We start from the raw sequence: 25,852 nt of genomic DNA, 5'->3' as shown, positions 1-25,852 counted from the left end.
GATAAAAGATTATGAATCTAGAATTTTTAGCCCCTTATTTTTTAGGGCCTTACGGTGAAAACAATGATGTTTTCGAAAAGGTTCTAACAGAGCTATTACGCGATCATATTTATTGGCGTAGAAACATACACCCGGAAGACTTGCCGGCGATATCTACTTTCGCCTCGCAATCACCTGAGTACCAACAAGCGATTGCTAAAATGCGCACCGAGTTACACAAACTCACCGCATCACTAAAACAGTCGGTTCCCTTCTTTAGCCCTCGCTACATTGGCCATATGTGTTCCGACTTAATGATGCCTGGCTTGATAGCACAAATGGTCACGACTTTGTACAACCCGAATAATGTGTCATTTGAAGCAGCTACGGTTACTGTGGACTTAGAATTGAAAGTCGGTAAACAGTTTGCCGAAATGTTTGGCTTTAACACCGATCCAACGAAATCACCCTGTGCCTGGGGACATTTAACTTCCGGTGGTACGGTTGCCAATTATGAAAGCTTGTGGAATTTTAGAGCTGCGAAATATTACCCTGTAGCCCTTGTGGAAGCAGTAAAGTCATTGGAGCTTAAACTGCCAAACAGTATCATTCTCAATGGCAAACTGGTGGATGCTAATTTATGGCAACTAACCAATCTTTCTATTGATAATGTTTTAAGCCTCAAACACGAAACAGAGAAAGCAATCGCTACAGCCTATCCCGATCTCGGAGATAAGTTTAATGAATGTGTAGAACAACATCGTATCGAAACGGTTGGGCCCGCTTACTTTTATTCGAATCATTTAGGCTTGAAGCAACCCTTGGTATTGGTACCTGGCTCGGCGCATTACAGTTGGCAAAAAGGGATGCGCGTCATGGGCTTTGGTTCAGACCAATTGATAAAAATTCCCGTGCATTCCAATATGCGTTTAGACATAGATGCATTACGGAAAATACTAGACAATGCACTGAGTAAAAACATCCCCATCCTTGCCTGTGTTGGAATTTTAGGCACAACTGAATTTGGAACAGTTGATCCTATCCATAAGATTCTTGAGTTACGCAACGAATTCAGCGCTAAAGGATTAGACTTTTACGTCCATGTCGATGCAGCATGGGGTGGTTATCTAGCCAGCATGTTCCGTGAGGAAGATGGTTCTACCATGAGCCACGGTAAAGCTAAGAAGATGTTTAAGTACTTCCCTTCTAAAGAAGTTTTTAACTCTATAACCAGCGTTAAAGACGTTGATTCAGTGACCATCGATCCTCACAAGCTGGGATACTTACCTTTTGGTGCAGGTGGTTTTATCAGTCGTAATCAGGATATTACCGATTTGCTGACACAGGAAGCACCCTATGTGTTCGAAGAAATGGACAAATCAGTCGAAACACCAGCCACCAAGCAATTTGAAAAGCTTGGCCAGTATATTTTGGAGGGATCAAAACCGGGTTCGGTCGCAGCAGCCAGCTATGTCACGAATCAAGTATTACCACTAAACTACAAAAATTTTGGTCGTGTGATCAGACAAAGTCTAAAAACATCAGAATACTTTTTTGACAAATTGCTAGAGCTTAAAGACAAAATTAAAGGACGAGCCAATCTGTGCTTGCCTTATACACCAGATACTAATTTGATCTGCATCGTCATTAATCCGGTGGGTAATAAATCGATTACTTATCTGAATGATTTTACCAAGCAAATATATCAGCATTTAAAAATATCACGAGACAGCTCGCCAAAAGATCGTGAATTCATAGGTTCCAGCACGCAGATTATGCGCAAAAACATCAGCGAAAACCATGCAAAAGAATTATGTGAGATGTTGGGTCTGCAGGAACAATACTTTGTTAAAGACGTTCAGAATAGAACGTTAGAGAGCGATCGCATCATGTTGCTTCGCCACACTATTATGAATCCTTGGTTGGCGAATGATACCAATGGCAACGATTATGTAGTGAAATATTGTGACTATCTTGAATCCTTGATTCTCCGCTACTTAGATATCGAGTAGCTTAGATATCGAATGGCTTAATATCGAGAAGCTTAGTTTATAGCTGTTGAATCGGTTTCCCCTATTGTGAGATTGTTAGCAAGGAAGTTAATAATCTCACAATTTCACATCATAGCAACTGACGACAAATAATAAGCAAGATTACCCTTTTAATACCACTTCTTGAACTTAAACCAAATCAATAGCGCTACTGCTAAACCAAAACAGAAGCTTGCCACATACAAAAAAGCATTTTCATGCTCAAGACCCGGTAGTCCCGCCACATTCATGCCAAACACTCCGGTTAGAAAGGTTAAGGGTAAAAATATTGCCGAAATAATTGCCAGTACGTATAAACGACTATTTTGTTGGTGAGCTATTCTTGCCAGATATTCTTCCTGCAAAACAATGGTTCGCTCTCGCGTTAGCTCAATATCTTCCAGCAAGCGGGTAAATTTATCCAGATCGTCCCGAATATTATCTAAATCCAGCTTGGTGATTATTGGGCTTTGACTGCGATAGAGTTTTTCGAGTGCATCTTTTTGCGGTGTCAGATAACGTTTAATCGTAGCGCTTTGACGACGTAAGTGACTAATTTGAGCATAGAATTCATCAAATCCAACCCCGGCCAATGTATCTTCTTGTTGATCAAGACTAATATCAAGCTCTTCAAAAAACTCTTCTACTCGAATGGCTAGGCGCTCTATGAGCAGTGACATAAATTCACCACTAGTTTTAGGTCCTGTGCCCTGCTCCAAAGCTTTTGTGATATCTGTAATCGACCAACTGTGACGATTGCAGCTGGTAATGATCATGTCTTCTGTAACCCATAACCGGATCGAGATCATATCTTCAGGCTGAGCATCAGGGTTTAAATTTACCCCTCGTAAACACATCAAGATTGTGTTGTCTTCCATATAAAAACGAGGACGAGTTTCCGCTCGCAACAAGATATCCTGTGCTACTTCATTAACTCTAGGCTCCTGATCTAACCAATCTTTGGCAATTGGAGATGTATAGTTAATGTGATGCCAGATTAGTGGTTGGCCAGACTGCTCTTCATCAAGCGACACATTTTTCAGTAGCCCACCTTTTCGAGTCAGATGCAAGCTGGTGATTGGTGCGTGAACAGTTTCTGTCATAGCAGTGCCCTCCCTAATCCTTTTGCGAAGTTGACTTTTGATTTTTTGAACTAGCTGTCTGATTACTTTCTTTAGAGCGATCTTCTAGCGATTTCAATTGCTCAGATGTCTGTAACTTCTGTGCTAGCTGTTTGGCAACATCATCGGCAAAATGAAGATGAACATCTCTTTGCGGGAAGGCTATCACTATATTGCTCTCGCTGAAGCGCTTGTCTATTTCAAAGCGGAGGTCGCTGCGAATTGCTCTTAACTCTCGAATAGTACTTATTTTTGCCCAATACCACATTTCAAAGACTAAAGAGCTATCCCCAAAGTCTTCAAAGATAACCGAAGGTTCGGGATCTTCAAGAACACTTTTATTATCCTTCATTATCGCAAAAAGAATCTCCCTCACTTTTTGCACATCACTACCGTAGGCAACACCGACTTTAACCGAGTTTCGAATGTTCTGATCTAATAATGTCCAGTTAACTAAATTGGATTGCAGCAAGGTACTGTTGGGTATAACCATATGAGCGCCATCGATTCTTCGAATAATGGTTGAGCGATTCCCAACCTGAACTATTCGACCTAGCTGACCATCCAGCTCAACCACATCATTGATATGGACTGGTCTTTCAGACATCAATATCCAGCCGCTGATAAAGTTATCCATAACATTCTTGGCACCAAAACCTATACCAATTGCTACTGCGCCAGAAATAAAGGCAAAAGCAGTTAAGGGTACCTTTAAAAATGAAAGGATCGTAACCACAATAATGCCCAACATGACAAAAAACACCAGCCGTTGAATGATAACCACATTATCATCGCTAACATTCATCATCTTGAGAATTTTACGACCAATGAATTTCGCCACATAGCGACTGACTAACCAGGCAACAATCACAAAAACCAGTGCTAACAATAATTGCCATAAAGTAATGCTACTGCCCTCTTTCAAACTAATTAGGGGCTTATTCATGATGTCTTCAAATTTTGAAAACGTACTCATTAAAACTGGTATTAGTGGCATCTAGTAATCCTGAAACTCATATTAGCTTCGTCCTTTTTATTATATCTGATACAAAAAAGCCAGCATAAAGCTGGCTTTCTTAGAAAAGTATCTTTAGTTATTTCTAGATTGTTGCTCTGCTAAAAAATTGGCTGCAATCTCAGGCTTCTCACGAATCATGATAAGGTCAGATAAGATATTTCCCGCCTCTTTCAGAAACAGATCTTTTTGATCCTCATCAACAATTTCTGTTGCATCTCCAGAATTATCATCCTCAGCAGAATCTTCCTCGCTAGCTAATTCTTTAAGAGGTTCTAGTCCCTCAATTTTGCGGCGAAGATTTTCACGCTCTAATCGAATCTGGTCATTACGCTTACGCTCTGCCAAACGCTTCTCATAATTCAATGAAACCACTTTGTTATCGCGCTGCTCGGCCATTCTACCAATATCTTCCTCTAGAAACGAAAACTCCTGGCTGGATGTTTTACGCTCTTCATGCTTTGAGCGCAGGAAAGGAATAACTTCTGTCAATCCATCAGTTTTATTGAATTTAGTCGATTTTATAGTATCCCAGACTAAAGCATTATCGTAGGAGCCTTCACCATATTCACTACTATCAAAAATGGTTGGGAACTCAATATCGGGCTTAACACCTTTATTTTGGGTACTCTCACCGGTCACTCGATAGAATTTTTCCACGGTAAGTTTTAACGCACCAACCTGAGTTTCAGGATTTCGGATATATTGATTCAGGTCCGCGACACTTTGCACGGTACCTTTACCAAAGGTGTTTTCACCTAAAACTATGCCTCTGCCGTAGTCTTGAATCGCTCCTGCAAAAATCTCACTGGCACTGGCTGATCCGCCATTTACTAAAACAGCCAGCGGCCCTTTGTAGAGAATGTCTGCATCAGTATCTTTTAACACTCGAAGACGACCACCACTATCGCGTCCTTGTACAACTGGACCTTTATCAATAAATAAGCCCACCAAATTGACAACTTCTGATAGTGAACCGCCGCCATTGTTTCTAAGATCAACCACAAGCCCATCAATGTTCTGCTTGTTAAACTCTTTAATCAAACGGGCAACATCTTTTGTGGTACTTGTGACATCTTTACTGTTGCCATTGGAAGCGACTGTTTCAGAGTAGAAAGACGGAAGTTCAATAACACCCATTTTGAAGTTTTTATCATACTGCTCAACTTCTAACACTTTAGATTTGGCAGCCTGATCTTCAAGCTTGATTTCTTCACGAACCAGCTCAACAGTTTTTGGCATGCCATCACCGGCTTTGGTGTATGGAATAATTTGTAGACGAACAATCGTTCCTGCTTCGCCGCGAATCAAATCTACCACATCATCATTGCGCCAGCCAATAACATCAACCATCTCACCTTTTTCGCCTTGTCCAACACCAATAATTTTATCATTCGGATGAACTTGACCTGACTTATCAGCGGGTCCTTTATTCACAATAGACACAATTTTCGTAAACATATCTTCTTGAGTCAAAACTGCGCCAATACCCTGTAGTTTTAGACTCATATTGATAGCGAAATTTTCAAACTGCCTTGGTGTGTAATAACTGGTATGGGGATCGATCGCCGCACTGATAGAATTCATAAAGTAACCAAATACGTCTTCACTTTTGGTTTGAGACAAGCGACGGATTGCTGACTGATAGCGTTTCGCCAGTTTTTCTTTAATTTGCTCATCAGTTTGCTCAGCAAGTTTTAAATTTAAGGCATCATTTAATACACGCTTCTTCCAAATGGCATTCATTTCTTTTTCGTCTTTCGGCCATTCAGCTTCCCGACGATCATATTCGAACTCACCATCACTATTGAAATCTAGTGGCTTTTCAAGCTGCTCTAAGGCAAACAAGTAGCGCTCACGGAAACGATCTTCAAATAATGCAAAGAAATCGTAAGCAAGCTCAATACGTCCTGTTCTCAACGCATCATCAAATAGACTTTCATAGTCATCAAGCTGCGCAATGTCTTTTTGATAGAAATAACTGCGATTGGGGTCAAGTGCTTTGAGGAATTGATCGAAGGCTTCTTTTGATAACTCGTCGTCAAAATCTGGATGTTCGTAATGGCTTTGCATCAATAAAAAAGAAACAATACGTCCAGTTTCTCGGAATTTGTTTTCTGGTTTTAAATTTAGGCTGGCTGGCTCAGGAACTACAAAGGCTTCTTCCTCTACAACAGGCTCATTTTTAACCTCTTCCGCATACATGGTTAGCGGTAAGGTTAAAGCCAGTAATGTTATTAACCACTTATTTTTGTTCATCTAAATACCTTTAATGGGGAAAGCTTTCCAGTAATGACTCTTCTCTAGACTAAAGGTTGCGTATATTTACGTAAATTACAAGCCATAGAGTGTGTAAAAGTATGTAATTATCTAAAAAATCTTTTAATATCAATGCCTAATGGATCTATGTAAAACCAGACCATTTGGACCTGCCGCAATTTCGGCATCTTTTTGATTACCGTATGCACCTTCAAAAAATTGAATATCCCTGGCCGCATCGTAATTAGATGCTGTAAATACTTCATCCGAGTTTGTCTGAAACCCTCTAACTGCCACTTCGACTATTTCGGGGTTGCCATGTAACTCGTGACTTTCAATATAACGTTCAGCTTTGGGCTTCTGGTCAAAAATAGCAATATCTTGGTCACCATCCAGTAAATGAGTTTCAATAACATAAACTTTCATAAGACCTCCTTGGACTTTTGACTACCTAGTTTTAGTGTAGCGCTCTGACTTGTATCTCACAAGTTAAGCATGAATAAGTCCGTTAAATGTCTCAAAATTTGGCTAAAATGACGCAGTACAACTCTTTGAATCATAAAAAAAGGGCCCTGAGGCCCTTTTTACAGTTCAAGCTGATTTACATGAATGCCTGTAATCCAGTTTGTGCACGACCAAGAATCAGGGCATGAATATCATGCGTACCTTCGTAGGTATTAACCGCTTCCAAGTTCATAGCATGACGAATCACATGGAACTCATCAGCGATACCATTACCGCCATGCATATCACGAGCCATGCGGGCAATATCGAGTGCTTTGCCACAAGAGTTACGCTTAACCAGTGAAATCATTTCAGGCTTGAAGCGCTTCTCATCAATCAAACGCCCGACTCTTAGTGCGCCTTGTAAGCCAAGAGAAATTTCAGTTTGCATATCAGCCAGTTTTTTCTGGAACAACTGCATGGAAGCTAATGGCTTGTTGAACTGTTTACGATCAAGTCCGTATTGACGCGCTGCGTGCCAGCAAAACTCTGCGGCGCCTAATGCGCCCCACGAAATACCATAGCGAGCTACGTTCAAGCAACCAAATGGACCTTTAAGTCCTTTGATTTCCGGGAACTTGTTTTCTTCAGGAACAAAGACATTGTCCATCACAATTTCACCGGTGATTGAGGCGCGTAATGCGAACTTACCTTCAATCTTAGGAGCAGAAAGTCCTTCCATGCCCTTTTCTAAAATAAAGCCACGAATTTCGCCTTCATCATCTTTTCCCCAAACAATAAAGACATCAGCGATAGGGGAATTAGTGATCCACATTTTGTTACCGGTTAAACGGTAACCACCATCTACTTTCTTTGCGCGGGTTTTCATGCTCGCGGGATCAGAACCAGAATCTGGTTCAGTTAAACCAAAACAACCAACCCACTCACCTGTTGCCAGTTTTGGTAAAAACTTTTCTTTTTGAGCTTCTGTTCCGTAAGCATTAATCGGATGCATCACCAGACTGGACTGTACCGACAGAGCAGAACGATAACCAGAATCTACGCGCTCAACTTCACGCGCTACTAAGCCATAGGCCACATAGGATGCACCAGCACAACCGTAACCATCAATAGTTGAACCAAGTAAGCCTAGCTCACCCAGCTCAGTCATAATTTCACGATCAAAGATTTCGTGGCGGTTGGCTTCTAATACGCGAGGCATCAGCCTTTCCTGACAATAGTCACGGGCAGCATCACGGATCATACGTTCTTCTTCCGTTAACTGCTCATCAAGTAAAAGGATATCGTCCCAGTGGTCAAGTAATGCTTTAGACATGATAAAAATCTGTATGGTTATAGGTAAAAATTGAAGCACCGAATATACGCAATCTGGCCATAATTAACCAGTGGTTATATACACGTCTGACCAGAAAATATGAGAAAAGTGCCCAATCCTTGGGCTAAATCAATCCTTTTTCAGGAGGGATAGAAATTACAGTGCGTTATAGAATCGAGTGATGGCTACAGCAAAAGCTGCGCGAGTCATGACTTGACCAGGTTCAAAATGGGCTTTGATAGTTGGTTCCAGATCAAACATACCTTGCGTTACAGAAAAACGTGCATTCAAGATGCCTAAATCAAGAGCCAATTGAACATAGCCTCTTAATTCTTGAGGAATCATATTTTGATCCTCCACAACCACTCTGTCGGCACCAAAAATTGCAGTAATATCACCCGAGAAACTATTGGCAAGTTCTTCAAGACCAAGCGACTGAACTAATGAATAAGCAACATCCAGTTTACTAACGTTCTGTTCGGGGTTAAACATATTACCGTCAGCAAACATAACCGGAGAAGTGACTTGCGCTCTGTCTCGTAATGGTCCACCTACTTGAGTAACAGCATTAATAGCTGATCCATTAACGACCACATCCAAATCATCTGCTACATCCAAGAACTGCTTGCTATCTGCAGCATTTGACTGGCGAATACCGGCACCAAGTGTCAGATAATCAGCCATTTGCGAACGGCTAATAGCTTCGTCAGGTGCATAGCCACCAAGTAATGCATCGACAAGTTGCTCGCTCACTGCAGTTTCAATGAAGGCCTGTGCAGGGTGACCAACTACATCATTTAAGCCAACGAATCCATCGGTACGGGTAATTTTAACCACAGCGTCTATCTCGCCCGGTAAGGCATAGCCATTAGTCACATTAGCCGGATCCACATCAACACCTGAAACACCGCCAATACCATTGGCACGCAAAGTCCAGGTACCAGCTTCCGCAGGAGCTGTTACAGCAATGTTCTGACCTAAGACAGGCAATGCAATGCTTGAGCCATAACGTTTACCACTGGGGCTGGTTAAAGACATACCAACAGTGTTATCGGCAACATTGGCACGAACCATTAGCAATGAAGCTTCATCATTTACTTCGAAGGTCACGCCCTCATTCTCACCAACAGGGCTGAATGGAACTGTTATTTCGAACTCGCCGGCAATAGATGTCTGTGCAGCGGCATTAAATTCGCGCTGGATCTTGGTGGTTTCGCCAAAACTTTTAGTCTCATCAAGCACCGCCTTAACCGCAGCGTAAGCATTTGCGTAACCTGCCCCACTTTCCCATGGCTCAAGACCAGGCATGTTGGTCGCAGTATCTTGCATGATGCGCTTCACTTCGCGCCACGTTAGATTCGGGTTAGCCTCTAACATCAAAGCAACGATACCTGAAGCATGAGGTGCTGCCATCGAAGTACCACTCATTACGGTATAGTAAGGCACATGATTGGCATCCATTACTTCACTATCAGAAGTAATGCTCAAAGCACTAAGACTTGATAAAGATGCGCGAGCAGAAATCACATCAACACCAGGCGCGGTGATGGTAGGACGGTCTTCCCAAGTGAATGTTTCACCATCCACTACTGCTTGGCCTGTTTTGCCTTTAACGCCACGCGAACTGAAGTCAGCCAAGTTGCCCTGCTTGTCGCCCGCAGCCACGGTAATAACCCATGGAGCTTTTTTAAAGTTACCGGTAATGGTCGCTTCGCCGGAACCTGAGTTACCCGCAGAGAACACCACAATAACCCCATTGTCACTCAAGGCTTTAGTCGCAACGTTTGTAGGATCGTCAGGATTGAAATCAGTACCTGTATCACCTGTATTACCAAATGAATTAGAAATTACACGTATGTTGTAGTCATGCTGGTGTGTTAAAGCGTAATCAAAACCACCTATAGTATCCAGAATGAATAAACCAGCACCTGAGCCATAACCAATTAGTTTTGCGCCCGGAGCAACACCCTGATACAGACCACTCGACATGGCACCATTACCGCCAATAATGCCGGCAACGTGTGAACCATGACCGCCACCAATATCAGTGTTAGCAACATCTTCTTGATAGGTAATTGGCAAAATTCCTGAAAGAGAATTTAAATTGACCTGAGCCAAAACATTTTGTGTCACATGATTCGGATACTTGATATCGCTATGGGTACCATCTACACCAGAGTCATTGATAACAACACCGATACCACGACCAGAGTATGGCATACCCATATTACGCATTGACTGATCATCGCGTAAACGATCAACGCCAGTCAGTTCTGTAGAGCCGTCATTTTCCAACGTCAAAGGTGCGTTGTACCAGACTGATCGCACATCATCTCGCGCATAGATAGCATCAATCTGTTGCTTGGTTGCCGTGATACCAACCATTGGCAAACTGTTAAAACTGACTCCACTATTAACACCTAAACTTTCTAAAGCCTGTAGCTGTGACAAAGAAGCAGACTCATAGCCTTCAAAAGTGACAATCACCTCAAACGCTTCTTGCTCAGTTGCATCAGATAACAAATCAGTTAATTGAGGACCGAGCGACTTTGCGTGCCCCGTCATTGCAGATAAACCTAGACCGGCCGCCAGAATGGCACCGTAAATAGGCTTTGTTTTTAAGTTAAATTTACTCATGTTAGGAAACCCCCATTGGATTGAGAGCTCGAGCATCGCATGAAATGGCAGAAAGGATAATTGGGGAAATCCCCTATTGGGAGGTAGTGATAGTACCCTCGGATGGTCAGCTTGCTGAATCTAAATAAATTTATAGCCAGCAATTAAGCCAAAAGGAACTGAGGTTATTAAAGCTATAATCAAGCCATAGATTCCAAAACCAAATATTTCACTTCGACTAGCGTTAAAGTATAAAAAGCCTATTATCATTGAAAGAGTAAATCCAACAATTACACTAATGAATATCAGAGTAACTTGATTCAGGATAAATATTTTTTTGATTGGTTTAATAATTGCAAAAAACGTTAATAGCATTGCTGGATAGAGTATGATTAATGTCACAATGATAATAATGTTCGCAATCCAGTCTCCAGGTGAAAATATTAAAACAGCTATCCAAAGTATAAGACAGGTAATTAAAGGCGATACAACTAGAGCTAGCCTCTCCTTCGAACTTGTAGTATTTGCTTTAGTTATCATCAATCAAACCAATAAATTATGCTTAGCAGCATAGCGAACTAATTCTGCAGTATTGGAAACACCCAGCTTGTCCAACACCTTACCGCGATGATTTTCAGCTGTTTTAACACTGATATCCAGCGTTCGTGCGATATCTTTTGTGGTTTTGCCATCAACCACCAGGTGGAACACTTCGCGCTCCCGTTGGGTTAAGTTCTTATAGGGATCCTGCCATTCTTTGTCAGGCTGAGAATACTGAGTTGCTAAAACACTGGCTGCGTATTGGCTGTAATAGGTTTTGCCAGTCGCCAGAGCTTTAACCGCATCGATCAATTCTTCACTGGCGCTGTCTTTTAACAAGTAACCCGATGCCCCCGCTCTAACCATATGAATGACATACTCCTGCTCTTCATGCATGGTCAATACCAGAATTTTGCATTCGGGTAATTTGTCATGAATTCGCTTAACAACTTCCATGCCATTGAGTTCAGGCATTGAAATATCGATAACCGCTACCTGAGGTCTTGTTTCGAGAGCTTTCTCGACGGCTTCAAGACCATTGGATGCCTCAGCAACTACGGTGCAATCAGCGTCTTTACTTAATAAACTGACTAGTCCTTGCCTAAGGATTGTATGATCATCCGCCAGCATTACTCGAATCATGTTAATGCGCCTCCTTCACCTATAGAACCAGTGATAACCACTTTGATTTCACAGCCGTCGCCTGGTTGAGACTCAACCATTAATTGACCTCCAAAAGCTGCAACTCGATCACGCATGGCTGATAGTCCAAATCCTTCCACTGACTCTGAAGTTTCTTTGGTCATACCCACTCCATTATCCCTAATTTTGAGTACCAGCATCCTTTCGGTGGCAATAACAGTTATGTCGATATGAGTAGCATCAGCATGCTTAATGGCATTGGTGATCGCTTCCTGAACAACTCTGAAAACAAGCGTCTGAGTTTCGTCATCGAGGTTGACTGATAACTGCTCATGTAAATCGATCTTGATTGAATTTTTTTCTCCCATCACGCGCGACAGCCATTGCAACGCAGGTATCAGCCCCAAATCATCGAGAATTCTTGGCCGCATCAAGCGCGATATTTCGCGAGTATCGCTTAACGCCTGTCTGGCCAGAGTCAAAGCTTCCTCAAGCTCTTTAGGATCAGGCTCACCCTCTTTATGCATTTGCTGCAACTGGTTGATTAATGCTGTTAATAACTGCCCAACCCCATCATGCAATTCTCGAGCGATATGCTTTCTTTCATCTTCCTGCACTCGCCACACTCTTTTCGCCAGAGTACGCATTTGCTGATTGCCACTGAGAAGTTCCTGTGCAATCTTTTGCTGTTTCTGGCTAAGTTCGTTAACCAGTTCTGAAATATCTTTTTCGCTATTCATCGTTCACACTGAGCTCCATAAGTCCATCATCGAAAGCAACAATGTCTTGTTGTTCTATAAATACCGAACGTGAGTCTTCCGGTAGTTGCTTTAACAGATGATTGAGTTGTTGTTGTGCTCGTTGGCGATATAGTGTTGGCGAATTACCCGAGTGCTCGACCAGCAAAGCGCGCAGTCGATTCAACTGGAAGCTTCTCCAGTAATCGCCCATTCTACGCATAAGCTGATCAGCCTGGTTCAAAGATTGTTCTAACTGTTCCCACTCATTATTAATATAGAAATAAGCGCCTTCTAACTCTAGCAGGTGAATATATTCGTATTGATGAAGTGCCATGTCATACAAGCGTATCCTTTTGGCCAGCTCGGGAAAGGCTTCAATATTGTACTTTAAAGAACGCCTGGCCTGATCCAGTAAGTATCGTAGTTTGGTAGCCTCAGGTATGTTAGTTTTGTCAAACATATCAACCAGGAACTGTTCAGACTGAAGGGTTTTCTCTTCAGTGCGCAACAGCAGAGTCTTATAGTAAAACTGTTGCTCAACACTTCCCTTATCAATCACCAGATCATTTAATGCCTCCAGCTGCACCTGTAAAGCGCCCTGATTACCAGTAAGAGAATGCCAGTCAGCCAGCCATAAGCCAAACTCTACAACCCCGCGGATATCGTTACGTTCCTGTAATTGCTGATAAAGAGATTCTAACTTAGGAACACTTTGTTCAAAGTTGCCCTGCAAAAAGCTGAGTTTTGCAAGGTAAGCTTCTGCAACAAGAGACTCTTCTAATAATCCCAACTCCCTCGAGTCTTGTAGAGCCTTCTCAAAGATAAAATAAGCGCTACGCCAATTCCCCATGGCCAACTCCATTTGCCCGAGGTTTTCGCGAACCCTGATAACACCTACAGGATCCTGAACTTTCTGGTAAGCTTGCTCAGCCTGTTGCCAATAAACTAAAGCATTTTCTGAATTTGACAGTAAGTAATAAATGAAGCCGATATTGTTCATGCTTTCAGCTTTAAGCCACTCATCTCCAAGATTGATGCGCAAGGATAATGCCTGTCGATAATTCTCCAGTGCTTTTTCATAAAGTCCCTGCTCCTCATCTATGATACCCATCTCATTATAGGCATTGGCTTTTCCTTCCATGTCATTGAGCGTTTCATAAACTGCTAAACTCTGTTCGAGATAATCAATAGCTTCTTCATGTTGTCCCTGAATGGAATGGACAGATGCAAGGTTGGACATACTGGTTGCCATACCATTTTGATCATTGGCAGTTTTACGCTTGTATAAACCCTGTTGATAATAATCCTGTGCAAGTTCCAAATTGCCAAGACGCTGATATGCAACCCCCATTGCATTTAGTACATCGCCTTCCAAATTAATGTCCTGCAACTTTTTAGCAATGACCAAAGCTTTAATCAAGTAATCATCAACAGCGGTTTGGGCATCGCCTGACCAGATGGATACCTTTGCTAGTTCAAACCATGCACTCGGGTGGTTAGGATCAAGTCCAACCACTTCTTGCAGTACTTGCTCAGCTTTGGGGAATTGTTGAGTGGTGACATAGAGTTCCGCAAGTGAAAATTTAATATCAATGTTTAACGGGTATTGCTCAATAAGGCTAAGATAATCCATCTCAGCCTGCTCAAATTTTTCAGCGAGCTCATTCAATATAGCGGTTGAATGAATATGAATAAAACTTTGACCTGGACTTAAAGATTGGGCTTTAGCAAATGCACTTTCTGCCTGTGAAACTTCTCCTGTGTTTAAGTACACCTGACCAAGTTCAAACCACAGGTGCTCAGAGTCGGGTTGTTGAGTAATTAACTCTTTAAGTTTTATTGCTGCCTGTTGCCATTCACCTTTCTTGATTAATTCCTGTACTGCAGTTTGTAGAATAAATGCTTCACTGCTTTCTATTGAAGCCTGTTGGTTAATCTTCAAAGTCCGATTGAGATCAGATACTAGCTGTCTAACTATTGAGTCGGCAGAATCTGATTGCATGAAAACTTCCGAAACTTGCTGCTTATTAACGGTATTACCCGATATTGATAACACTTCAACAGTCAAGGTATTTTCGTCTTTGTTGGAAGCTATCACCCTTGCATTAACAATTTTGTTTACTTTAAGTAAATCAGCTAACAGAAGTATCTGGTTATCATTTAATGTGGATTGGTAGCCTAGCAAATCAAGAGTTTCTAACACACGGTCATTATTTACCAGCCTTAACTCTGGGTATTGAGTTAGCTGATAATTAAGATAGTCTGGAATGCCGTATTTAACCCAGTTATCAATTGACTGTCCTCGCGTCTCGCTTTCGAAAGGCAATATAGCAAGCGAGGTATATTGAGATGAAGCTATCGGTTGAGTTTGATAACGCCACCAGAAAACAACAGCCAGTACAACAAGGGCAATTGCAGCAACCAAACCAAAGGTCTTGTTTGCTCTAGCCTTAGGAGGCTGTTTTATCAGCGCATAATCTATTGCTAGCTGCAAATCTTCAGCGGAGTGATAGCGAGAATTACTGTATGGGGAAATCAGCTTTAATACTACTGATTTAAGCTTTTTAAACTCCTGACAAGATACTGGAAAGTTATTGGTACCTTTCTGTTTTTGTTCAATGAGTTTATCGAGAGAATTTGCTTCAAAAGGTAAAGCGCCACACAAGAGCTGATAGAGAATGACTCCGACGGCATAGAGATCGATACTACTACTTATTTCACTCTTCTGTAGATATTCTGGTGGCAAGTATTGTGGTGTTCCACTAATAACACCCTGCTCTTTTGATTCTGATAAAACAGCTAAGCCGAAATCTGCGAGATACAACTGGTCATTGTGATCAATGAGAATATTCTCTGGCTTAATATCACGGTGGTAAATATTATGACTCTCGGCAAAACTCAGAGCGTTTACAGCCTGATTGATATAGAGCCCAACCTGGGCATCTGTAAAAACCTGCTCCATTTTTTTATTGTGCTGTATTTTTTGCTCTAAGCTTTCTCCTTCTATCCAGTCCATGGTAAAAAAGTGCAGTTCTTTATCCGTATAGTATTCATGAACCCTAACGATATTTGGATGAGAGAGCTGCCTGAGAAGGAGAATTTCTTTTTTGAAGTCAGCAAGGGCTTGCTGATTTTTTGAGATTACTGGATGCAATACTTTCAGCGCAACGATAACATCGAGCTGCAAGTCTTTTACTTTATAGACGGCACCAAATCGACCTACACCCTGTAACTTTTCAACTTGGAAACGTCCAGCCAGAAGGGTTCCAGTTTCAAGAATTTCAAAATCCTCAATTACTTGAGTCTTTGATAAGTCCCCAGAATCATTTTGGCTTTGCTTCGGGTCATCATTCACCATTGAAGCTTAACCTTATAGTGTTAATGCACGAGTTGTAATATCGGTTTATTTAACAGGCTATCATAACTTCTTGATTCTGGCACCCGATTCATGAGATTGGATATCTGATTTTGTAAAACAATCGCCTCGGAACTTAATGTTATTTGCTGACTTATTATGGAGAGAATATCCAAATCTAATTCAGTTAACACTTTGGTGGACTCCTTACTGTCCGTATAGACCACACCAATTAATTGGTTATCTGAAAATAAAGGCACACAGGCCAATGCAGCAATCTGTTTCCGCTGAACACTCTCACGTTTAGCGAGCATCGCATCCTGACTGACATCCATGGCTACCACAGGGTTGGTATTATTGATTGCCTTCATCATAGCACCAACACTGCCTTCAAAAGAACGATTATCAAAATCTGCAGTGGACATACCGAGTACAGCTCCAACCTTTAGACTTTGAAAGTCGTTACCAAGCATGACCAGGCCACGTTGTGTTCCCATGAGACTAATGACTGAATTAAGTTGCTCCTGGAGAGTATCTACAAGCATATTATCAGCAACGTAACTGATAGCTTTACTTTGCTCCAGTCGCCAATGATTATGCGATTCAATGGCTTTAAGCTGTTGCACTGTCTTAGCTTCAAACAGGCAATCAACATCACCTACGGAAATCAGTTCGTTACCATTCAATAAACTGGCTTCAACTTTAACACCGTTAACCTTGGTACCATTCTGGCTAGACTGATCATTTAAATGCCAGCCATCAGCAAGATGTGACATCAGCGCATGCTGTCTGGAAACCGTTGGATGTTTTAAGACCAAATCACAGGAGCTAGCCCGACCAATTCGATAGTCGGACTGCTCATATAAATAAGCTTCACTCGCAGGTTTGTCTGAATAGCAAACGGTGATTTTAGCTGGCATAATCGTCACTAATGCTAGTTTGCAAGACGCAAACTAAAGCGTAGCGTGTTGGCGTAAGCAACAAGCTCTCCCGCAACATTATCTATATCACGACTGGAACGCCAAACATTCGGAATATCAGCTGGATCCGCCTGTTCAATAATTCGACTAAAGTCATCTACTTTATTACTGGCCTGAATGTAGTTCTGTTGTGTGATTAATTGTTGTACTTCAGTCAACTTACTGCTGAGGTCAGTGTAAAGAATCGGATCAATTTGAGTTGAAAATGCTGATAGTTTATTGCTCAAGCGGTTGTATTTAGTGTTAACAACGGTAAGTACCGGCCTAAGATCGGCAACAATCAGGAACTGCGAAAACTTACCGGTTGTACCGCGCGCACGATAACTACCTGAGCCCATAGTCGCAGTAATATCTTCAAACTGACCATTCAAGGGTGCTTTGAAGAAGCGTAGTGGTGTACCTGGCAAATATTCTAAATTATGTGTGTGAATATCAACTGTAGCTAAACCTGAAAAAGCGAAACCTTTATTTGAAGGCGGCTCAATAGTAATCAGCATTGGAAATGCTGCTAGCAAATTAATATTTAAAGTATCAGGGAGTCGATTAAGCAAACTGAGGTCAGTTATGTTAATTAACTCGGACGTGATACCAATATTGTCAGCTGTAAGGCCGACAGAATTTTCAAATGTTAAAGTTAAATCGGCTGATACGTTCCCTGTAAGATTGATTACCGCTTCAACTTTATTGCCTTGTACCGTCAATTCTACAGGATCCGCCTTACTGGCAGGTGAGCCTAAGCTCAACAATAGAACGGTTACGCTAAAGGCTAGAGCTTTAAAAGCTGACATCATCATTACCTCGCAACGTGAGAGAAATATTTCATTAGATAAAACTAATGCAACACACTACTTCAAAATACTTAAGTTTATGCATTAAAGCAAGAATGCATTACAACAAATTGATTAAAAAGCAGGCATCCTTGCCTACTTTTCTCGTTATTTTCAATAACAGTTAACAAAATACTGAAAGTATATTATGCATAAATCAAGCTAACTTATTGATAATACGAATCGTAGAAACGTCCGATTAACACCGCATACTCCGCTCGAGTGATAGTCTCAGCTGGCTCAAAGTAACCTATTAGCTTAGGCTCTAAATCAAAAGGCCCCTGCTCAATATGGAATCTAACGCCTACAATTGATAAGTCGAGGGCTAATTGAACATACCCACGCAACTCTTCAGGAATTTCACCTTGGTCACGAACTTCTATCGTTTGTCCGTTGTAACTAACAGTAATATCGCCACTGAAACCTTGAGCTTCCTCTTGCAATCCCAAGCTTTGTACCAATGAGTAAGCTAACTCAGCTCTACTGACATTGTCATTTGGACGGAATTTGCTACCTTTAGTTAACATAACAGCCCCCTGCACTTGCACTCGGTCTTTTAGGGCACCGCCTGTAGCACTGGCAGATTCAGCGAATGCAGCCTGCTCAACACCAACGTCACTAAAGTTCACAGCTGGCTGGTTCAATAAGTCGCGATATTGGCGTACTGCTGCCCCCATCACCAGATACTGAGCGAGCTCCTTACGCTTAAGAGCACGATCAGGGCGGAAGAACTTGTCATTAAAGCTATCCGCTAAACGCTCACTGATTGCGAATTGGATAGCGTTTTCTGCGGGATGTCCTGCAATATCATCAAGGCCTTGATAACCACCAGATGTGAATATACCAATCTCACCACTTACAATTTCTGGAACGCCTGGGCCATTGGTAGTTCCCGTTGGATCAGCTTCTACACCTGAAAGCGAAGTTAAGCCATAGGCTGATAATTTCCAGGTGCCCTCTTGCGCTGGTGCAGAAACACGCATAGACGTGGTTAACACTGGCAAGGTTAAGTTGCCAAAATATTCAGTACCATCTGGTGCTTCCAGTTTAAGTTTAATGGTGTTAGCTAAAGATTCGGCAGAGGCAGAAACCCAAACAGCATCCGAACCCACAGTAAACTCATGCACTTCAGGTTCGCCTACTGGCGAGTAAAGTACCTCAAAAGCTTCTGGTGACTCTGGTGGAAGAACAATCGCGTTACCATTGAAAGTATTCAGATTATTAACAGTTACGCTATGCTCAGGATTATAATTAAGCGCGGCAGCAACAGCAGCATAAGCGTTAACATAACCTGCGCCGACTTCCCATTTTTCATAGCCTGGCATATTCGTTGCCGTTTCCTGAATCAAGCGCTTGGTCTCAAGCGGCGTTAAACTAGGATTAGCTTCAAGCATTAAGGCAATAACACCTGCTACATGAGGTGTTGCCATTGAGGTACCTGAAATCATGGTGTAGTAAGGAAGATATTCAGTTTCAATGGCATCAAGATCCGCATCGCCACCATTAGAAACCAGATTGGTTGTCGCACGTGTTGAAATAATATCCACGCCCGGAGCTACCACAGTAATTTCATTGTGATAAGTCCATTCAACGCCATCAGGCATAGTAAATGTACCGCTTTCATCACGCTTACCGCGCGAAGAAAAATCGATTAAAGTACCTTGCTTAGTACCAGCGCCAACCGACATACCCCAAGGAATTTGCGCATAAGGGTTATGCGTATCTTCGCCCGCACCACTATTGCCGGCAGCAAATACAGAAATCATCCCTAGCTTGTATGCTTTGTAAGAAGCAACCGATATAGGACCATTGGGTTCATATTTACCGCTAGAGCCCCAAGAGTTGCTCATGACACGTATCGGAGAATTGAAGTCATAGATATGCGTAATGGCATAATCATAACCGCCTAAGGCATCAAGTATTGATAAGCCAGCCCCAGAACCGTAACCAACCAACTCCGCATCAGGAGCTGCACCTTTGTATTTGCCATCCGAGCTGATTCCCCAACCTGCAACCGTGCCTGCACAATGAGTACCGTGGCCAACATTCAAATCTGTGTTCAACTGGCCTTCAATCCAAACGCCACTTACAGGTGTTAGAGATAATGCGTCAGCGTGAGTAAGTGCCTGAACGTTCTCGACTACTTTTGAACCATACTCGAGGTCGGCCAGAGTCGCATCAATGCCCGAATCATTGACCATAACCGTGACACCTTTACCGGTGAAACTGATGCCATTAGTTTGAGCAAATTCGTTAGTCTGTAACTTTTCCGCACCGGTTAGCTCACGCGAATCAGCATTAAAATAGCTTAAGCTGCGATTGGCAAAAACAGAGCGAACACCATTTATTTTGCTGATTTTCTCAATTTGCAGCGGTGTTGCTACAACACCAATAATCGGTAACGATTGAAACTGAACGCCATCAGTTATACCTAAATCAATCAAAGATTGAATCTGTTCTGGTGCCAACTGATCAAGTTGATCAAAAGTTACCACGGCCATTGTGCTTTCGGTGACAGACATGGTTTGCAGATTCTGTTGCAACTCGCTGCCAATAACAGCTTCAGCGGCTGCGTTCATACTGAATCCAGCTAGTGCCGCAGCACATGCCAGTCTTTTAAATTGCGTGTTCATTAATACACTACCCCTTTGGTGATTAAATCTATTTCTATGAAGCACCATTGCAAGTCATTTTTGACTTATTAGCCATCCGCGTAATTACCCAGTTAAGCAGAGGGAAAACCCCTAACTATGAAATAGGAATATGGTGTTTGATATAAATAGAGAAATTAAAAAAGAGGGCCCGAAGGCCCCCAACGCCTCTCACGAGCAGTTACTGGTTCAGGTTCGAAACCTCTACATCTATAGTGTAGTCAGTCGAAACGCTGATATATCCGTTAACTCTAAGCGTATAGTCGCCCGCCTGTTCTGGTCTGAAAGAAATGATTTCTGGATTTTCTAAGGAAGCGCTGCTGGCTACTACCGTACCGCTTGCATCCAACATTTCGAAGTCTAAATCGGCTACTCCACCCCAGCTTAGTACTGCATCTACTGCAACAGTATCTGCGCCGATAGAAATGACATGGTCATTGACCTGCAAGTTTTCTGCAGAAGGGCCAATATTACCTTCAATAGTCTGTTGCTCAGTAGTGATTGAAGTGCCATTATCAACCAGTTGACCGTCCAGTTTTAGGCCATCAAAATTAATGGTTCCTTCAACATTTTGGATAGACAGACTGTGTATCTGAGACGAATCTAAGTCGCGTAGTACAAATGCTTTTGTAGTTGATTCAGGAGCGTAAAAATCAATAATGCCTTTGCTTTGACCATTCAGGAATAGCTCGCCATGGCCACCTTTTTTATTAGCGGTATAAAGCACTTGAATGCTATCGCCGATAAAGTTGAACATAACCTGGGCATTGTTACGACGGCTTTCTTGGAAAGTACCATCAGTACTATCAGCATCTGACTTAGTACTCCAGCGAGACACATAGTCAATCATGGAGTCATTCTCAGAAACCACTTTCCAGTTGCCCTGGCTTGACCATTTGGTGTTACCGGCCATGAACTCAGCACGCTTACCTTCAGTCACACGAGCGAGCTCTACCGCAGCTTTAACATTGATATAGCCGCCACCTACCTGATGAAATTCATATCCTTCCATTGGGTCAGCAGTATCACGGATGATATCTTCAATCTGGTCAGGTGAAAGATCTGGGTTAACCTCAAGCAGCAAGCCCGCAACACCTGCTACGAATGGTGTAGCCATCGAAGTACCGCTCATACCCGCGTAGTAAACGTCATATTCAGGATATTCAGGGTCAAGCACTGGACCTAATAGAGGCAGAGCTGTATTCAATGCTTTAGTTGAAATGATGTTGCTACCAGGAGCAGTTACATCGGGAGCTTTGAACTCATCACCTGCAACACCGCGACTTGAGAAACCTGCTAAATCACGATCTTCAGTACCTGCAGCAACATTAATTGTCCATGGTGCAACACCATAAGGGTTCAAGGTGTTGTCTCCAGGGCCATCATTACCCGCAGCAAAGGTTACAATAATACCCTGCTTATAAGCTTCATATGATGCCTGGTTAGTTGGGCTGTTTGGATCAAAGTTGGCGCCGCCTGCACTACCCCAACTATTGGTGATGACATCGATACCGTATTTATCTTTATTGCCAATCGCATAATCAAATCCAGCTAAGGCATAAAGAATTGAGATTGCGTCACCAGCACCGAGGCCTACTAATTTCGCATCAGGAGCGATACCGTCATGGTAATTAGCGCGGCGTGTATCATTGGCAGAAGCTGCGCCAGTACCTGCAACAGTACCGGCCACATGAGAACCGTGACCCGAGCTGGTATCACTGTTCGGAACACCTTCAAGGAAAAGGTTTAAACCGCCGGCTAAATCCAGATCGCCGACAATCTTAACGTTTTGAACCACTTTAGAACCAAGCTGTAAATCAGGATGCGTCGCATCAACACCTGAATCAAGTACAGCAATGGTCGCACCGCGTCCTGTAACGTTTTCAACATCATGCACATAATGGCCGCCAGTGATTTCACCGGAGTTGTAGTTGTAATACTTTAAAGGCGCATCGTAGTAGATACTTTTAACACGCTCATCTTTTGATAAGGCATTGATCTGTGCTTTAGTCAGAGAAGTACCGGCCATTGGAAGTGTTTCCATAGCCAAATAGGGCTGACCTAAATTTAGCATGACATCATCTAATTCTGAGCGGTCATGGGTAGTCACAATAACTTTGGTTGGCGTTAACGCTGTAGGTAACATTTCAGTTAACTCAGGTCCGATAATAGCGTCTGCGTGAGCGGTCCCTGCTACGGCTGCCAAAACACTGGCTGTGATAATTGATACAGTTGGTTTCATGGTTTGGTCCTCGTAGTCAAAATAATAATTATTTGTCTCGACTACGACTATGCACAAAGCCATTGAAATCAGGTATTGGGTAAAGCCCCTAGATCATGAAGGGGTTTTCCCCTAGTTTCTAAACCACAATGAAAAAAGCCACCTGCATGAGGTGGCTTTATTGGCATTAAATTCCTTATTTATAAAGGATTTCCTTTCCTATCTAACATTATCGGTTCGCCATAACCAAAGGCTTTGACTCTTTCCAGCTGAGTTGCGGCATCACCAACGATAACGTAGATCATTTCCTGCTCATTAGCATGTTTTTGATAGATGTTTTTCGCTTCTTCAACAGTCATAGCTTCTAGCTGAGCCTGCTCTTTTTCAACAAAGTTAAAAGGCAAATCAAACTTACTGACCTCATTCAGCATGACCAGTAGATTATTGATAGTCTCATACTCTCGAGTACTTCGTTTAATAAGCAGGTTCTTGGTGGTTTCCAAATCCTGCTGAGTAAAGGTTTCATCGTAATTGGCAATCAAGTCTTTGAAAATCTCCAGAGACTCTAACGTGACGTTCGCTCGAACCTGCGAATAAGCCATAAATGGCGCAATATAACGAGCTTTAGCAATATTGGTATAAGCACCGTAGGTGTAGCCTTTTTCAATGCGTAAGGTCTGGAACAATCGTGCACTGCCACCCGCTCCTAAACGGTTTTGAGCTACGGTGAACGGATAATAATCCGGAGCATCACCTTTCAAGCCGCTCTTACCAACGATAATGACGGATTGCTTTGCATCAGGAATATCGACGAAAAAGACCTTAGGTGAGTCAAATGACTTAGGCTCTTTATATTCCGGCAGTGCGATAGATTCGCCTTTCCACGCCTTGGAAAGCTTCTTTATGCCCGTCTTAACTTGCTCATTATTGATTTGTCCTACTACATGAATCGCAGCATTCTTTGGTGACAGAGCTTTATCATAAAAAGCTTTCACCTCATCCAAAGTTATAGCTGCAACAGATTCAGAAGTGCCGCCACTAGGTATACCTGCACGATGCTCCTTGCCATAAATCTGGCTATAGAATGCTCTGCTGGCAACTGAAAAAGGGCTCGCTTCGCTCTGCTTAATGTCGTTCAGTTGCTTGGCCTTCAAGCGCTCAAATTCTTTAGGATCAAAGCGAGGCTCTAGCAACATTTCAGTTAGCAATTCCATAGTTGGTTGATAGTTCCTTGCTAAAGTAGTTCCAACCACAGAAATTGAGTCAATACTCGCATCAAAACTGATATTTGCGCCTAATAAGCCAATCGCATCTTCCAGTTCTTCTGGAGTTTTATTAGCCGTACCTTCATTCATCAGCTCAGCTAATAAGTTTGCAACACCATACTGACCTTCTGTTTCCAGCCAGGCGCCTCCATCGATGCGCATGGCAAAACTCACAATTGGAAGCTCATTATGTTCCATGGTGTAAATTTCCAATCCATTATCAGCGACTGACTTAGAAATTTCAGGAACAGATACTGTAGGCGTTTCACCTAAAGGCGGTTCCGAGCGATCATATTTAGTTGGTGTCTTTTCATAATCCGCTAATGCATCAGCATCAAACTCTTTTTCTGCACCCTGAACAATCTGTTCCTCTACCACATTCGCTTTTGTTGAACCTTCGACAATCAAGCTTGGCTGATCTTCAGGAACAAAGCTGGTCATGATGAAGTTCTGACCTTTAATGTACTCATCATAGACACGCATAATATCTTTGCGAGTCACGCTTTTGATATTTTCAATATCTTTTGCAGCATAAGCAGGATCACCTGCATACTCATTATAGATTCCTAATTGGAATGCCTTACTGAGAACACTTGAAATACCATTATAAAAAGAAGTTTCCTGTCTGGCTTTGATGCGTTGTAAATCATTATCACTGAAGCCTTCCTTTTCAAAACTAGCAAGAGCTTCTTGGATACCTTTGTAAACCTCATCCAAATCAACGCCTTCATTAGCTCGAACGCGGATAGTGAAAGTACCTGCAATTTCATTGGAGCTATTGTAGGCTGCGACTGAAGGCGCTAACTTTTGCTCCTCAACAAGTACCTTGTAAAGATGAGCTCTTTTACCACGGCTCAAGATTTCTCCTAAAGCGTCCAGTGCGTATGAATCCTTGTGATATTCTTCAACCGTAGGAAGAGTTAATCGAATTTCAGGTACTTTAGCGAAATTATCTAAATGGTATAACTTTTTGCTTTCTTCCAGCTCTACCGAAATCGGCTCAGGGTCTTTTACAGGGGCAGAGGATTTTATTTCACCAAACCATTTACTAACCATCTTTTTGGTTTCTTCAAAATCGATATCACCAGCAATAACCAAAGTGGCATTCGATGGGCCATAATATTCACTATGGAATTCTTTAACATCGGTAAGTGTCGCTGCCTGTAAGTCGTCCAGATCTCCGATTACCGTCCAGTTGTACGGATGCCCTTCTGGGTAAAGATTCTTTAGAATGACATGCTGTGTATGACCGTAGGCCTGATTGTCAACTCGTTGTCTTTTTTCATTCTTAACAACCTGCTTTTCCCTTTCCAAGGCGCCTTCAGTTACAGTATTAATCATAAAGCCAAGACGGTCTGAATCGATCCACATCAACTTCTCTAGTGCATCTTTTGGAACAACTTCATAATACATAGTGCCATCTGTCCAGGTGCCACCATTGCGCGTGCCACCTAACTCTTCGACCAATGTTCGGTTTGTACCTTGAGGAACATTTTCTGAATCGTTAAAAGCCATATGCTCAAAGAAGTGCGCAAAACCGGTACGTCCAGGTTTTTCTCGATTAGAACCCACATGCACGATGGTAGCCATCGCAACAATTGGATCAGACTTATCCTGATGCAGGATAACTGTTAAACCATTTTCCAATTGATATTTTTCAAATGGGATTTTAAATTCGGCTTCTTGATTGGATTGAGTTTTCTCACTCTGTTGCTCGCTACCTGTGCCACTGTGCTGACAGGATAAAAGAGCAAAAGATAGTGATAGTATGAGTAGTATTTTTTTCATTAGCACATCCTGATTGTCAGATCGGAGATTAGATACAGCTGGT

General features: G+C 42.3%; 16 protein-coding genes. 1 reads left to right on the top strand and 15 read right to left on the bottom strand.

Features of this window, described 5'->3' with window-relative positions:
- Nucleotides 1–11: 11 nt before the first annotated feature.
- Nucleotides 12–1,991 carry a pyridoxal phosphate-dependent decarboxylase family protein gene (locus KKOR_RS06100; protein ID WP_012801145.1) on the top strand — a complete coding sequence of 660 codons (1,980 nt, stop codon included), beginning with the start codon at nucleotides 12–14 and terminating at the stop codon, nucleotides 1,989–1,991.
- 149 nt (nucleotides 1,992–2,140) lie between these two features.
- On the opposite strand, the gene KKOR_RS06095 is transcribed toward KKOR_RS06100, so the two are convergent.
- From KKOR_RS06095 to KKOR_RS06025, 15 genes are all read right to left on the bottom strand, one after another.
- The gene (locus tag KKOR_RS06095; RefSeq protein ID WP_012801144.1) at nucleotides 2,141–3,112 is read right to left on the bottom strand and encodes a zinc transporter ZntB; all 972 of its coding nucleotides are present in this window, start codon (nucleotides 3,110–3,112) and stop codon (nucleotides 2,141–2,143) included.
- A 13-nt stretch (nucleotides 3,113–3,125) separates the two neighbouring features.
- Nucleotides 3,126–4,076, bottom strand: coding sequence for a mechanosensitive ion channel family protein (locus KKOR_RS06090; protein WP_228638793.1), 951 nt, complete (start codon nucleotides 4,074–4,076; stop codon nucleotides 3,126–3,128).
- Nucleotides 4,077–4,220: 144 nt separating this feature from the next.
- The gene (locus tag KKOR_RS06085; RefSeq protein WP_012801142.1) at nucleotides 4,221–6,404 is read right to left on the bottom strand and encodes a carboxy terminal-processing peptidase; all 2,184 of its coding nucleotides are present in this window, start codon (nucleotides 6,402–6,404) and stop codon (nucleotides 4,221–4,223) included.
- A gap of 129 nt (nucleotides 6,405–6,533) precedes the next feature.
- A complete protein-coding gene (locus tag KKOR_RS06080) occupies nucleotides 6,534–6,830 on the bottom strand; it encodes a hypothetical protein (RefSeq protein ID WP_012801141.1) in 297 nt (98 codons plus the stop codon).
- Nucleotides 6,831–7,005: 175 nt separating this feature from the next.
- Entirely contained in the window at nucleotides 7,006–8,184 is a 1,179-nt protein-coding gene (locus KKOR_RS06075) for an acyl-CoA dehydrogenase (RefSeq protein WP_012801140.1), read from the bottom strand.
- A 156-nt stretch (nucleotides 8,185–8,340) separates the two neighbouring features.
- Nucleotides 8,341–10,821 (bottom strand): S8 family serine peptidase, encoded by a 2,481-nt coding sequence (locus KKOR_RS06070; protein WP_012801139.1) that lies wholly within the window; start codon nucleotides 10,819–10,821, stop codon nucleotides 8,341–8,343.
- Nucleotides 10,822–10,941: 120 nt separating this feature from the next.
- Nucleotides 10,942–11,340 carry a hypothetical protein gene (locus tag KKOR_RS06065; RefSeq protein ID WP_012801138.1) on the bottom strand — a complete coding sequence of 133 codons (399 nt, stop codon included), beginning with the start codon at nucleotides 11,338–11,340 and terminating at the stop codon, nucleotides 10,942–10,944.
- Nucleotides 11,341–11,343: 3 nt separating this feature from the next.
- Nucleotides 11,344–11,982 carry a response regulator transcription factor gene (locus KKOR_RS06060; protein ID WP_012801137.1) on the bottom strand — a complete coding sequence of 213 codons (639 nt, stop codon included), beginning with the start codon at nucleotides 11,980–11,982 and terminating at the stop codon, nucleotides 11,344–11,346.
- Complete coding sequence (locus tag KKOR_RS06055) at nucleotides 11,979–12,722, bottom strand: sensor histidine kinase (RefSeq protein WP_012801136.1); 744 nt, start codon at nucleotides 12,720–12,722, stop codon at nucleotides 11,979–11,981. Before KKOR_RS06055 ends, KKOR_RS06060 begins: the two co-directional genes overlap by 4 nt.
- Nucleotides 12,715–16,080 carry a serine/threonine-protein kinase gene (locus tag KKOR_RS06050; RefSeq protein ID WP_012801135.1) on the bottom strand — a complete coding sequence of 1,122 codons (3,366 nt, stop codon included), beginning with the start codon at nucleotides 16,078–16,080 and terminating at the stop codon, nucleotides 12,715–12,717. The genes KKOR_RS06055 and KKOR_RS06050 overlap by 8 nt, the downstream gene beginning before the upstream one ends.
- 20 nt (nucleotides 16,081–16,100) lie before the next feature.
- Nucleotides 16,101–16,997 (bottom strand): FHA domain-containing protein, encoded by an 897-nt coding sequence (locus KKOR_RS06045; RefSeq protein WP_012801134.1) that lies wholly within the window; start codon nucleotides 16,995–16,997, stop codon nucleotides 16,101–16,103.
- A 14-nt stretch (nucleotides 16,998–17,011) separates the two neighbouring features.
- Entirely contained in the window at nucleotides 17,012–17,845 is an 834-nt protein-coding gene (locus KKOR_RS06040; RefSeq protein ID WP_143715045.1) for a DUF6689 family protein, read from the bottom strand.
- A 206-nt stretch (nucleotides 17,846–18,051) separates the two neighbouring features.
- On the bottom strand, nucleotides 18,052–20,517 hold the full coding sequence (locus KKOR_RS06035) for a S8 family peptidase (protein ID WP_012801132.1): 2,466 nt from the start codon (nucleotides 20,515–20,517) through the stop codon (nucleotides 18,052–18,054).
- Between the two features lie 199 nt (nucleotides 20,518–20,716).
- Nucleotides 20,717–22,777, bottom strand: a complete 2,061-nt coding sequence (locus KKOR_RS06030) for a S8 family serine peptidase (protein ID WP_012801131.1) — start codon at nucleotides 22,775–22,777, stop codon at nucleotides 20,717–20,719.
- Nucleotides 22,778–22,956: 179 nt separating this feature from the next.
- Nucleotides 22,957–25,809, bottom strand: a complete 2,853-nt coding sequence (locus KKOR_RS06025; RefSeq protein WP_012801130.1) for a M16 family metallopeptidase — start codon at nucleotides 25,807–25,809, stop codon at nucleotides 22,957–22,959.
- Nucleotides 25,810–25,852: the final 43 nt, after the last annotated feature.

This window comes from Kangiella koreensis DSM 16069 (assembly GCF_000024085.1).
Lineage (GTDB): Bacteria > Pseudomonadota > Gammaproteobacteria > Enterobacterales > Kangiellaceae > Kangiella > Kangiella koreensis.
Note: the sequence above shows the minus strand (reverse complement) of the source record. Positions and strands in the feature narration are given on the sequence as shown.

Bases quoted from the DNA above. Each gene is read 5' to 3' on its own strand.
- KKOR_RS06100 (WP_012801145.1), top strand. From the start codon at position 12: ATGAATCTAGAATTTTTAGCCCCTTATTTTTTAGGGCCTTACGGTGAA.
- KKOR_RS06095 (WP_012801144.1), bottom strand. From the start codon at position 3,112: ATGACAGAAACTGTTCACGCACCAATCACCAGCTTGCATCTGACTCGA.
- KKOR_RS06090 (WP_228638793.1), bottom strand. From the start codon at position 4,076: ATGAATAAGCCCCTAATTAGTTTGAAAGAGGGCAGTAGCATTACTTTA.
- KKOR_RS06085 (WP_012801142.1), bottom strand. From the start codon at position 6,404: ATGAACAAAAATAAGTGGTTAATAACATTACTGGCTTTAACCTTACCG.
- KKOR_RS06080 (WP_012801141.1), bottom strand. From the start codon at position 6,830: ATGAAAGTTTATGTTATTGAAACTCATTTACTGGATGGTGACCAAGAT.
- KKOR_RS06075 (WP_012801140.1), bottom strand. From the start codon at position 8,184: ATGTCTAAAGCATTACTTGACCACTGGGACGATATCCTTTTACTTGAT.
- KKOR_RS06070 (WP_012801139.1), bottom strand. From the start codon at position 10,821: ATGAGTAAATTTAACTTAAAAACAAAGCCTATTTACGGTGCCATTCTG.
- KKOR_RS06065 (WP_012801138.1), bottom strand. From the start codon at position 11,340: ATGATAACTAAAGCAAATACTACAAGTTCGAAGGAGAGGCTAGCTCTA.
- KKOR_RS06060 (WP_012801137.1), bottom strand. From the start codon at position 11,982: ATGATTCGAGTAATGCTGGCGGATGATCATACAATCCTTAGGCAAGGA.
- KKOR_RS06055 (WP_012801136.1), bottom strand. From the start codon at position 12,722: ATGAATAGCGAAAAAGATATTTCAGAACTGGTTAACGAACTTAGCCAG.
- KKOR_RS06050 (WP_012801135.1), bottom strand. From the start codon at position 16,080: ATGGTGAATGATGACCCGAAGCAAAGCCAAAATGATTCTGGGGACTTA.
- KKOR_RS06045 (WP_012801134.1), bottom strand. From the start codon at position 16,997: ATGCCAGCTAAAATCACCGTTTGCTATTCAGACAAACCTGCGAGTGAA.
- KKOR_RS06040 (WP_143715045.1), bottom strand. From the start codon at position 17,845: ATGTCAGCTTTTAAAGCTCTAGCCTTTAGCGTAACCGTTCTATTGTTG.
- KKOR_RS06035 (WP_012801132.1), bottom strand. From the start codon at position 20,517: ATGAACACGCAATTTAAAAGACTGGCATGTGCTGCGGCACTAGCTGGA.
- KKOR_RS06030 (WP_012801131.1), bottom strand. From the start codon at position 22,777: ATGAAACCAACTGTATCAATTATCACAGCCAGTGTTTTGGCAGCCGTA.
- KKOR_RS06025 (WP_012801130.1), bottom strand. From the start codon at position 25,809: ATGAAAAAAATACTACTCATACTATCACTATCTTTTGCTCTTTTATCC.